Origin of the sequence: Collimonas antrihumi (assembly GCF_018304965.1) — a bacterium.
In the GTDB taxonomy this organism is placed as follows: domain Bacteria; phylum Pseudomonadota; class Gammaproteobacteria; order Burkholderiales; family Burkholderiaceae_D; genus Collimonas; species Collimonas antrihumi.
The window spans coordinates 17,221-29,437 of the sequence record NZ_JAGQED010000005.1 but is presented as its reverse complement, the minus strand read 5'-3'; the positions used below and the strand labels follow the sequence as shown (position 1 = coordinate 29,437).

Genomic DNA, 12,217 nt, shown 5'->3' with positions numbered 1-12,217 from the left:
GCTCCTACTTCAGTTGAACGCGTGGGTCGACGGCTTGGTACAGCAAGTCAGTCAACAGGTTGAATATCATGGTGGCGGCGGCGACATAAATCGTGATCGCCTTGATCACCGGGAAATCGCTACGCTCAACCGCCAGGATGACTTCGCGGCCGATACCTGGAATCGAGAAGAAGCGCTCGATCAGGAATGCGCCGATCAACAGCGCCGGCAAGTTCGACATGACGTTGGTGATGATAGGAATCGCGGCATTGCGCAACACGTGCACCCACAGGATGCGGCGTTCCTTGACGCCCTTGGCGCGCGCGGTGCGGACATAGTCCTGGTTGACTTCGTCCAGCACAAAGGTGCGGTACAGACGCAGGCTAGGGGCGATACTCACCGCCAGCATGATCAGGATCGGCAGGGCCGAGTAGTGGAACAGGTTTTCAGCAAAACTGTTGCCCCAGCCTTGCACCGGGAACAAGCTCAGTTTGTAGGCGAACCAGTATTGGAACAGGATGATGTAGACCAGGATACTGATCGACATGCCGACGGTACAAGCCACCATCACCGCGCGGTCGGTCTTGGAGCCGCGTACGAAAGCTACGGCCAGCGCCAGTGCCACGGCGATCAAGGTTTCCAGGATAGTCAGCGGAATCAGCACCGTCATGGATGGCCCGAGACGGGTCAGGATGACGTTGGCCACCGATTCGCCGGTACTCCAGCTGGTGCCGAAGTTGAACGTAACGATCTGCTTGATGAAGATCCAGAGCTGGATGTAGTACGGCTGGTCGATGCCCAGCTGGGTACGGATGTTGGCGATCTGTTGCGGGTTCGACATCTTCCCGGCCAGGATATAGGCCGGGTCGCCACCGACCCAGTTGAACAGGAAAAATACAAGTACGATGACGCCGAGCATGGTCGGCAGCATTTGCCAGAGGCGTCGCAGGATATAAGCGGTCATGATGGTTCCTTAATCTGGCTCAATGCAGGCGTTGGCCCGAAATTTCGGCAAAAAATGCCTTGCTGTTAGGCTCGCGGCCGAGGAATGTGCTGACCATCTCGCCCGCCGGCTTTTCAGCTCCGCGCGACAGGATGTCCTGGCGATACAGATGACCGACTTCCGGGTTCATCAGTTTGTCGTTATAACGCGAGAGCATGTCCAGCGCCAGTACTTCCGACCACATGTAGCCATAGTAACCGGCTGCGTAGCCGCCCATCAGATGGCCGAACTGGCCGGGGAATTCGGTGCCGGGCACATAGCCCAATGGCGTGGCGCCTTCCATTTGTTGCCAGACTGCCAGCGGTTGTTCCTGGCCAGCCTTGTCGTTATGGATGGTCATGTCATAGCTCGCGTACAGCAACTGACGTGCATAGCGTATGCCGCGGCCATAGTTGTGCGCCGCGGTCAGGCGTTGCAGCAGAGCGTCGTCGATGGTTGGGCAGGCAGTCTTGCAGAAACCGGCCAGCAAGGTCAGCGACTCTTTACGGCGCGCCCATTCCTCATACATCTGCGATGGCGCTTCGACAAAATCGAGCTCGACGTTGGTACCGGCCTGGGCGACATATTTGGTGTTCGACAGCACGCCATGCAAGACGTGGCCGAATTCATGGACCAGGGTTTCCAGTTCGTCGCTGTTCAAACCGTTGCGATCGAAATTGGTCACCAGCGTTGAAACCGGCGTGCGGTGGGCCAGGGTGCTGACGCCACGGGTGCCCCAGGCGGCGGCGTGGCCGTATTTGCCTTCACGCGGGAACAGGTCGAGATAGATGCCGGCAATACGTGTTTTGCTCTTGCTGTCGATAACGTCGTAGTACTGGACTTCAGGATCCCAGACCGGTACTTCAACGCGTTTGAATTCGACGCCATACAGAGTGCTGGAAACATGCAGGATCCACGGCACTGCGGCCTCGGTAGGGAAGTACTTGCGCAGGGCTTCCTGGTCGACGTTGTAACGCGCTTGTTTGATCTTCTGCTGCCAGTACTCGGCATCCCAGCGTTCCAGCCTGGTGTCGGCCAGCGGCGTCTTCAGGGTTTCCGATTTGAATACGCGCAGTTCTTCGATTTCCTTGATTTCCAGCTGTGTGACCGCGGTTTTTACTTCAGTCAGGAATTTGTCGACGGTTTGCGGATTTTTTACCATGCGGCGACGGGTCACCAGATCGGCATAACTTGGCAGGCCGAACAAGGCCGCCATTTCATGGCGCAGGTTCATGGCTTCTTTCAGGATGTCCGGATTCTTCGGCGTACCGTGATTGGCGAACGCGATCTGATAGCGGCGGCGCGCATCGCCGTTATCCGCCGATTCCATGAACGGCTTGTAATCGGGGTAGTCGAAACCGAGCAGGTAGTTACCCTTGTCGTCGCGCTTGGCGCGGGCCAGGTAGGCGGCCGGCATGCCTTGCAGTTCTGCCGGAGTGAAAGTCAATTTCTGATTATTGTCGCGGATGTTACGGGCGAATTCCTGGCTCAGTTCACCGAGCTTGTCGAGGATCTCTTTCATCCTGGCGCGCTTTTCCGGGGGCAGCGAGACGCCGGTGTCGTCGAAGCTGTACAGGATGTCCTGACGCAGTTTTTTCTCTATCGGATCGCCAGGCTGGATGGCTTTGAAGCGCGCGTACAGTTTTTCGCTTTGCAGCAGATCGGTAGCGAATTTATTGGTTTCAATCAGGCAGGCTTCGGTGGTGCTGCGTACCTTGGCGTCCGGCGAAACATTGTTGAGGATATCGACCGGACCTTGCAGGTCTTCCAGGGCGATCTGCAGATCGTTCCATTCGGTCAGCACTTTCTTGCTGTCTTTGGCACGGGCCGCCGGTAATTTCTCTAACATGGATACGCGCTTGCGCAGGCTGGTCAGGGTGTCCTTGCACAGCGTTGGGACGTCGTCCGCTTTCAGCAAAGGAATCAGTGGGCGTTGCGTATCCTGGGCGGCTGCCTGGTTCAGCATCAGCGTGAATAACGCTGTCGTGACCGGCAAGAAAAATGATGATGGTTTCATGCATTTCCTCAAATAGGGCTTAGTAATAGTTGATGGTTAGTGGGAGCGGGGAGCGGAAGGCGCTGGGCGATTCCGCTCCGTAGTATTTTTGTTTACATTTCTATTTACGTTTTTCGATATCGAAATACATCCATTCGGTAGGCATGACCGGGTGTTTTTTGTAACCGATCACACGCGGTTGCGCGATCATGTTGCGGTAGCGGGCATAGCCGATACGGATCGGCGCATCCACTTCCAGGATACGCGTCATCTTGTGATACAACAGGTCGCGTTCCGGGCCGGCCGGCAATTTCTGCGATGCAGCGTAGAGCACGTCGTATTCGGGGATCTTGTTACAGCCGTTGTTGTTCTGGCCGACATTAGGCCCGTAGAACAATTGCATGAAGTTGTCGCCGTCCGGATAGTCGGCAATCCATGGTGCAGTGCGGGTTTGCAGCTGGCACTCTTTTTCTGCCTTGAGCAGATCGGGGAAAGTTTTCAGATCGCCGACCATGCGAATGTGGATGGTGTCGTAGGTTTTCTTCCACATTTCCGATTGCTGCTGACCGTTGGAGTCTGCGCGGGCGGAGTAACGGACCGTCAGAGGCTTGCCGTCCGGCAGGGTACGATAGCCGTCCTTGCCGATCTTGTAGCCGAACTTGTCGAGCAAGGCGTTGGCCACTTCCGGTTCATACTGGATGCTGCTTTTGTAATCCGGATCGTAGCCGACCACGCCTGGCGGAATCGGATATTCAAGCGGGATCGCTTCGTCGTTCCAGACTACCTTGATTTCTTCGCGCACGTTATGGGCCATGGCGATGGCACGGCGCAGGGCGATTTTTTCCTTGCTCATGCCGCCCAGTACCGGGTCTTGCATATTCCAGTAGTAATAGCTGATTTCAGGGTCGACGATACGCGACAGTTGCACGCCTTTTTTTACAAACTCTGGCTTCAGCTTGCCGCCGGCCATGACTTGCGGCGCCAGCGGACCCTGCAATTCGGTGATGTCGACTTCATCGCCTTCGAACGCCAGTAAACGCGACTGGTCCTCCACCATGACGCTGATTTCCACGCGGCCGATTTGCGGCATGCGCTTGCCCTTCATCTTGGCGACGATAGCGGCATCGCCCGGGTCGGTGCTGGGTTGGAAATCCCATGTATAGCCGCGGTAATCCGGATTGGCAGTCAACACCATGCGCGAACCGCGTATCCATTGGCTCAATATGTAGGGGCCGGTGCCGACCGGATGTCCCATCACGGTGCCTTGCGCATCGCGATATTTTTCGATTACTTCGCGGGCGACTGCGCTCGTCGGTTGATGCGCCAGGATCATGCCGAGGTTGAAGTCAGGTTGTTTCAGGTGGATCCGCAGGGTATAGCGGTCCAGCAATTCAAAGCCGGGGACGTTGGCGTCGTAATCGAAATGGCCGGTTTTCTTGGCTTGCGCCGCCACTTCGTCGAGGCCGACCACTTTACCTTCCAGCAGCCAGGTTTGCGGCGAGGCCAGTTGCGGATCGAACAGGCGTTTCCACGAATAGACGAAATCGGCCATGGTCAGTTCGCGCTTCTTGCCGTTGAAGACCGGATCATCGGCAAAGTAGACGCCTTTTTTCAGGCGGATGGTATAGGTCATGCCATCCGGGCTGACTTCCGGCAGTGCTGCGGCCGCAGATGGCATCAGCTTGGCTGGCCGCGCCAGGTATTCATAGGCGAACAGTGTTTCAAATACCGACTGATTGACCAGCTGCGAATACAAATCGCGCGTAACCGCCGGATCGAAACCGGTTTCAGGCGCCACGAAAACAAAGCGCAGTACCTTGTCGGGATCTGCCGGGGAAATTGGCGCTGCTGCAGTTGTTGCTGCCGATGCTTTCATCGGCAGCGCGCACGCTAAACAGGCAACCAATATCCCGCGTAACCAAAGCGAGTTCATACCATTTGTCTCCTTCAAATAACTCTAGCTAAATTGAAACTGCGGCAGGCGGATCACACTTGCCGGAGCAGGGTTCTATTTTCGTATAGGGGGCGAATTAGTGTTTCTCGACATCGATGTACTGCCATTCAGCGTGCAGGATCGGGTGTTTTTTGAAACCCTTGACCCATGGTCGTACCAGCCAATTGCGGATTCTGGTGGTGTTCAGCGACCAGGCGGTGTCGGCTTCGAACTGTCGGTTCATTTGCTCGTAGACCTTATCGCGCTCAGGGCCGAAAGGCAGCGCCATGGCTTTGACATAGAGAGCATCAAAGGCTGGCGATTGATAGCAGCCGTGGTTGCCGTGGCCGGAATTCGGCCCGTACAGCAATTGCAGGAAATTCTCGGCTTCCGGATAATCGGCATTCCAGGCCGCGCCCCACATCATCAATTCGCAAGAGGTCGCGGCTTTCAGGTTGTCGGCAAAATTGCTGACGATGAATTTGGTCCGGATGCCGATCAGGTCGAGGCCGCGTTTCCAGAGCTCTGACATTTCCTGGTTGATCCCGCCTTGATTGCTGGTGTATTTCAACAGCAGTGGCTTACCGTCCGGCATATTGCGGTAACCGTCGGCACCGCGCTTATAGCCGAAGTGATCGAGCAGCTTGTTGGCTAATGCCGGGTTGTAGTCGATGCTGCTGCGATATTTGGGATCATAGCCTCCTACCCCTGGCGGAATCAGCATTTCGAGTTTGACGGCCTGGCCATTGCGCAATAAAGAGGCTTCTTCCTTATTGTTATATGCCATTACTATGGCGCGCCGAAGTGCAATCTTATCGTTGCTGTAGCCTCCGATCACCGGATCTTTCATATTCAAGATGTTGTAGGTGATGCCTGCATCGACGATGCGCTGTAGCTGTATACCTTGCTCTGCATATTCTGGTTTCAGTTTGTCGCCATCCAGCACGGTCGGGGCAGCGGTCTCTGGCATTTTGTCGAAATCGATTTGCTTCCCCTGGAATGCCAGCCAGCGCGATTGGTTTTCTTCGATGATGCTGATCTCGACTCGGCCGACTTGGGGCATTTTCTTGCCCTGCATGTCTTTGATGATTTGCTTGTCGATAGCGTCCGCAGAGGGTTTGAAGTCCCAGATGTAGCCACGATACTCAGGATTGGCGGCCAGTACGATCTTGCTGCGCGGGACATACGTTTCCAACATATAAGGTCCGGTGCCGACCGGATGTTGACCGCTTTGCTGGCCGTAGGCAGTGACAACTTCACGTGCCACCGCGCCGAAGCCGGCATAGGCAACTACGTTCAGGAAGTTGTAGTCCTTGGCATTCAGGGTGACTTTTAACGTATAGCGGTCAGGCGCCTGTAATCCGGCTATCGATGCATCGTAGTTGAAATGCCCGGTTTTTCTGGCTAGCTCGGCAAGATCGTCGAGGCCGGCAATCTTACCCGTCACGAAGCTGGCGTGCGGTGACCGGTTTTGCGGATCAAGGGCCCGCATGAAGGTGTAAATGTAGTCTGCGGCAATGAGTTCTCTACGCACACCTTTGAAAACGGGGTCGGGCGAGAAATAAATCCCTTTTTTTAGATGAAAGGTATATGTCTTGCCATCCTCGCTGATTTCCGGCATCGCCTCTACCGTCTCCGGCACTAACTTGGCTGGTCGTGCCAGGTAGTCGTAGGTAAGCAGGGTTTCATAGATGACTTCGCTGACCCATCCTGAATAAAAATTCTGGGTGCGCACCATGTCGAAGCCATCGTCCGCAGCTTCAAATGCGGTGCGTATCACTTTCGAAGGATCGGCTGGATTTGTCCCGGCATGAGCACCGGCGGCGCTGCCCGCGAATGCTGTAAAGGCCAGCATTTGCGCTAGCAATATTTTTTTGAATCTGACTGAATTCGACATTTTTCGAAGCATTTTCTTGTTGCCTTTTGAGCAGGTGGTTATTTTCTATATGCACTTAAGATTGCTTATCTTCTGCACAAAATAGTGTCATCTCCGATGACATCGCGCTAATTCACCGGTAAGCGAACGCGTGATCAATACCTTTTTACTTGGTAATTCAATAATATCTGAATCTGTACGTTTTATTCTGTCTAAGTGAAACCTGGCATGTGGTTTGTCTCCTGTTGTGTGTAATTTTGTGGCTGATGGCAGCCATTTATTCCAGGTTAAGGCGGCATACTACAGAATCCCGCGCAAAAAGATAGATGAGCAGATAAATTAGCGTTTAGTGTTTTTCAACATCCAGATACATCCAGTCTGCCTGCAGGATAGGGTGGCGCTTGAAGCCCTTGATCCACGGCCGGATCAGCCAGTTGCGCAGGCGCGACACGCTGAGCACCCAGGCGGTATCGGCTTCCATCTGGCGGCTCATCTCGACATACAACTGATTGCGTTCCGGGCCTGGCGGCAATGCTTTTGCCTTGACGTAGAGCGCATCGAAGGCTGGCGAGCTATAGCAGCCGTTGTTGCCTTGCCCCACATTCGGGCCATATAGCAACTGCATGAAATTATCGCCTTCAGGGTAGTCTGCGACCCAGGAACCGTTCCACATCATCAATTTGCATTCCGTTGCTGCCTTCAGGTTGTCTGCAAAATTGCTGACCCGGAAATCGGCATGAATACCGATTTTGTCGAGCCCGCGCTTCCATATTTCCGAGAGAACGACATTGATCGCCTGCGCCTCGGTGGCTATTTTCAAAACCAGTGGCCGCCCGTCCGGAAGAGTGCGGTAACCATCGGCCCCACGCTTGTAACCGAAGTGATCAAGCAATTTGTTTGCCAGCGCCGGATCGTAGGCAATGCTGTTGCGGTAGTTGGGGTCATGGCCGACGACTCCGGCGGGGATTGCCATTTCCGCTTTCACTGCCAGCCCCAAGCGGACCTGGGCTATGTCATCCTGAATGTTATAAGACATTGCAATCGCGCGGCGCAGTGCGTTTTTCTCCAGGCTGCTGCCACCGATGACAGGGTCTTTATAGTTCAGGAACGTATAGACCACGCCTGGCTCAACTACGGTGTCCAGGCGGATCCCCTGATCGAGAAAGGATTGTTTCAGTTTTTTTCCGTCCAATACGGTCGGGGCTGCTGCCTGGGGCAGGTAGTCGAGGTCGATCTGCTTGCCTTGGAAAGCCAGCCAGCGTGATTGCTCCTCCTCGATGATGCTGACCTCGACACGGCCAACCTGCGGCATCTTCTTGCCCTTCATGTCGTGCACCAGCTGGTCGTCCCAGGCGGTACCGGACGATTTGAAATCCCACGTGTAGCCACGGTATTCAGGATTGGCAACCAATACGATTTTGCTGCGCGGGACATATTCCTGAAGCATGTAGGGGCCGGTGCCAACCGGATGGGCTCCGGTCTGGTCGCCGTAGGCGTCGACCACTTCACGCGCTTGCGCGCCCAAGGCTACGAATCCCATGATGTACAGGAAATTGTAGTCGGGTGCATTGAGCGTGATCTGCAGGGTATAGCGGTCAGGGGTTTGCAGGCCGCTTACTGGCGCGTCGTAGTCGAAACGGCCGCTTTTCTGTGCCTTGGCGATCAGTTCATCCATGCCTGCGATTTTGCCTTGCAAGACATTGGCGGACGGCGAACGGTTCTTGGGGTCGAGAAAGCGTTTGAAAGTATAGGCGTAGTCTTGGGCGGTCAGTTCGCGGCGCGTCCCTTTGAAGGCAGGGTCCGGGGCAAAGTAAATTCCCTTCTTGATATGGAAGACATAAGTCTTGCCGCCGTCGCTCACCTCTGGCATGGCCTCTGCGGTCCCGGGTATCAGTTTGGCGGGGCGTGCCAGATAGTCATAAGTTAAGAGGCGCTCGAAAATCGCTTCGGATAGCCAGCTGGAATAGGCATTGACGGTACGCACAGGATCCATGCCGTCGTCCGCTGCCTCGAAAGCGGCATGCACCACTTTGGATGGATCTGCTGGATTGTTGCCCGCTTGCACCGGAAATGTTGCACCTGCGATGCAGCCAAACAGCATTATTGGTGCAATGCACGATTGCTTGAATTGTTTAAAGTTCCACATCGTCTAAACTCTTTTTTCTTGCCTTTTAGGCATTAAATTATTTTGTTTTCCAACTGGAAATGGCTTATTTACGCCGTTAAACGGGCCTATGCGGTTTTACTTATAGTTGTATGCGTATTTGTTATTTGGCGTATATAAGCAACAGTATCGCAGGCGTTCCCAAATTTAATGCTGTTTTTATTTTTTTTAGGATACACTATTTTAGCTGCATTGCTTTGTGTGGCATGTTTTTTGCTTGTAGGTATCAGCGGAAATGTTTCTGGCAAACAATCACAAATTGGGACCAGGAAAGCAACCGTGCAGTACTGTTTTACACGCGAAATAAAATCTGCTTTTTGGTCGTTGTTGTGAATAGATTTTTGACGCATCGCTCAGAAGGCGATTAACAAATCGTGTTTGCTTTATTACAAAAACTTAAATTTCAACTCTAACTTTTACCCATAGGGAGTTTGGTTATGATGAAGGAACGGGGATTGCCACGTTCGCTGCGACTGATGTTTTCAGGCGGCGTAGCTGTTGGGCTAGGTTTGATGGCCCATTCAGTGCAGGCGCAGGAGACGAAGACGGACGATGCTCCGCAACAAATGCAACGAGTCGAAATTACCGGCTCATCGATTAAGCGGGTTGCCTCCGAAGGCGCTTCGCCAATCACAACGATTAAGGCCGACGATTTTGTCAAGACTGGCGCTACTACAGCCGCTGAAGTCTTGTCCAGCATCTCGGGCAATCAAACACAATTCACAGCCTCTTCCAACGTCGGCGCCGGCAAGACCGTAGGTTCTTCTGCCGACTTGCGTGGCCTGGGCTCCAACAAGACACTGGTGCTGCTGAATGGTCGTCGCCTGGCGAATGCCGCGTTCGACGGTTCCGCAGTCGATTTGAACGTGATTCCGATTGCAGCGCTGGACCGCGTTGAAGTTCTGCGCGACGGTGCGTCTGCGATTTACGGTACCGATGCTATCGGCGGCGTAATCAACTTCATCACCAAGCGTTCGTACACCGGTCTCAACCTGAGCGCCGAAGGCATCCTGCCGCAACAAGCCGGCGCTGCTGAAAAGCGTTTCAATCTGTCGGGCGGCAAGGGCGATCTGGACAAAGACGGCTACAACTTCTTTGGCGTGATCGATTACCACACGCAGAATGCTGTCAAGGCGGCTGATCGCAGCTTCTCGGCCCCGGGCGGTCAGAATCCTCGCATCGGCTTGAATACCGGCAGCGCGAATGCGATGCCAGGTAACTTCACGGATGTCGTTACCGGAGACATGAGCAATCCATATGCCGGGACGCCGAACTGCAACAATCCTCCTTATGCCTATAACGCTAAAGGCGGTATCTGCCGTTACAACACCCAGGCTACTATCGGCATCGTGCCAAAGACGGAAGAAATTGCTGTCTTGGGCAAGGGCAGTTTCAAGCTGAATGCGGACAATACCGCGTCAGTTGAATACCTGCACTCAGAAAGCAAGATCAAGACTTACGTTGCTCCTGACGTTTTCTCCAGTGCGAATTATGACGGTGGCAGCGGTGACTACGTCATCAATCCGAACAGTCGTTACTACCCGGGTAATGGTATTACCCCAGGTGTTGGCAGCGGTAATCCGTTGGCTTTGAACTGGCGTTCCCAGGCTACCGGCCCTCGCGTCACAGACTCCAAAAACACTACCGATCGTCTATTGCTGAGCCTGGATGGCACGGTCGCCGGCTGGGACTACAAGACCGGTCTGGCTTATGCAATGAGCAAGGCTAGCGACAATCTGGTCCGCGGTTACCTGAACAACGACCTGGTTAAAGCCGGTATGTTGAGCGGCGTTATCAATCCGTTTGGTCCGCAGGATGCAGCTGGCCAAGCCTATCTGAATAATGCCCAGGTAAAGGGTATTTATGAAGATGCGAAGACGACAGTCACGACTCTGGACTTCACTGCCAGCCGTGAATTGTTCCAGTTGCCTGCAGGTGGCGTTGGTTTCGCTTTCGGCGGTGAGCTGCGTAAGGAAAAGGCAAACTTCAACGTCGATCATAACGTCGCCGATTTGTCGCAAAGTACCGGTTCTTCTACAGCCCAGTCTTCATCCGGCAGCCGTAACGTCAAGGCGGTGTTTACCGAGTTGAACGTGCCGATCTTCAAAACCCTTGAGGCGAACGTTGCTGCTCGCTACGACAACTACAGCGATGTAGGCGGCACGCTCAATCCTAAGGCTTCCTTGCGTTGGCAGCCAGCCAAGCAGTTGATGTTCCGCACCACCTACAGCACCGGTTTCCGCGCACCGAGCCTGTATGAACTGCATGATCCAAACTCGACGACCTATACACAAAGCGCTTACAACGACCCAGCCTTGTGTCCAGGCGGGAATGTCGCCGCAGGCGGCAATTTTTCGCGCGATTGTAACCAGCAGTTTTTCCGTCTGATCGGTGGTAACACCAAACTGCAGCCGGAAAAATCGACTTCGTTCACGCTGGGTATGGTTGCTGAGCCGCTGCCGAACCTCACGACATCGATCGACTATTTCAACATCAAGATCAAGAACCAGATCTCCGTGATCTCGGAACAGGATATTTTTGCTGACCCGGTCAAGTACGCTGCGAATTTTGTCCGCAATGCTGACGGTTCGTTGCAATACATTACCAACACCAACGTCAATCTGGGCAATATCCATACCTCCGGTTTCGACCTCGGCTTCGGATACCATCTGCCGAAGACTGCTTGGGGTAATTTCGGCCTGTCGCTGGATGGTACTTACATCACCCAGTACGACTATCAGACTGAAGCTGGCGGCGCTTACCAGAACAATCTGGCAGTCTATGCCAACGGCGGTCCGATTTTCCGCTGGCGTCATACTGCAACATTCAACTGGTCCAAAGGTCCTTGGAATGCAGTGTTGCAACAGGTGTACACGACTGGTTACCGCGATCAAAACGGCGGCCTGATCGATAAGCAGCACAACCACCACGAAGTCGGCTCCTACACACGTTACAACGCGTCAGCTTCCTACACTGGCTTCAAGAACCTGACCTTGACTGCCGGTATCAAGAATCTGCTGAACACCGACCCACCATCGTCTAACGTCACCGATAACTTTCAGTATGGTTACGATGCGCGTTATGGTGATCCAGTCGGCCGTGCGTTCTTCGTCCGTGCCAACTATCAATTCTTCTGATAGCGGGAAGCAATTGGTTTAAGTTCTTTTTGTAAGCAAACCACCTGGGAAGTTTCCAGGTGGTTTTGGCTTTTCAGAATGCATGAACTTAGAGCGATCATTCTGCTGTTTTATTAGGCATTGATGTAGTATTTGCGGACGCGCATTAAT

Annotated in this window: 6 protein-coding genes; 1 reads left to right on the top strand and 5 read right to left on the bottom strand. The window is 53.9% G+C overall.

Annotation, left to right across the window (positions count from 1 at the left end; translation table 11 throughout):
• Positions 1-4: 4 nt before the first annotated feature.
• The 5 genes from KHU29_RS06420 to KHU29_RS06400 all read right to left on the bottom strand — a co-directional run bounded on the left by KHU29_RS06420 (position 5) and on the right by KHU29_RS06400 (position 8,912).
• On the bottom strand, positions 5-943 hold the full coding sequence (locus KHU29_RS06420; RefSeq protein WP_211451994.1) for an ABC transporter permease: 939 nt from the start codon (positions 941-943) through the stop codon (positions 5-7).
• Positions 944-962: 19 nt separating this feature from the next.
• Complete coding sequence (locus tag KHU29_RS06415; RefSeq protein WP_246541610.1) at positions 963-2,978, bottom strand: M3 family metallopeptidase; 2,016 nt, start codon at positions 2,976-2,978, stop codon at positions 963-965.
• A gap of 100 nt (positions 2,979-3,078) precedes the next feature.
• The gene (locus KHU29_RS06410) at positions 3,079-4,890 is read right to left on the bottom strand and encodes an ABC transporter substrate-binding protein (RefSeq protein ID WP_211451990.1); all 1,812 of its coding nucleotides are present in this window, start codon (positions 4,888-4,890) and stop codon (positions 3,079-3,081) included.
• A 97-nt stretch (positions 4,891-4,987) separates the two neighbouring features.
• Positions 4,988-6,745: an ABC transporter substrate-binding protein gene (locus tag KHU29_RS06405; RefSeq protein WP_246541608.1), complete on the bottom strand. Its 1,758-nt coding sequence runs from the start codon at positions 6,743-6,745 to the stop codon at positions 4,988-4,990.
• 367 nt (positions 6,746-7,112) lie between these two features.
• On the bottom strand, positions 7,113-8,912 hold the full coding sequence (locus KHU29_RS06400) for an ABC transporter substrate-binding protein (protein ID WP_211451986.1): 1,800 nt from the start codon (positions 8,910-8,912) through the stop codon (positions 7,113-7,115).
• A gap of 455 nt (positions 8,913-9,367) precedes the next feature.
• Between KHU29_RS06400 and KHU29_RS06395 the strand changes: the two genes are divergently transcribed.
• A complete protein-coding gene (locus KHU29_RS06395; RefSeq protein ID WP_211451984.1) occupies positions 9,368-12,067 on the top strand; it encodes a TonB-dependent receptor in 2,700 nt (899 codons plus the stop codon).
• Positions 12,068-12,217: the final 150 nt, after the last annotated feature.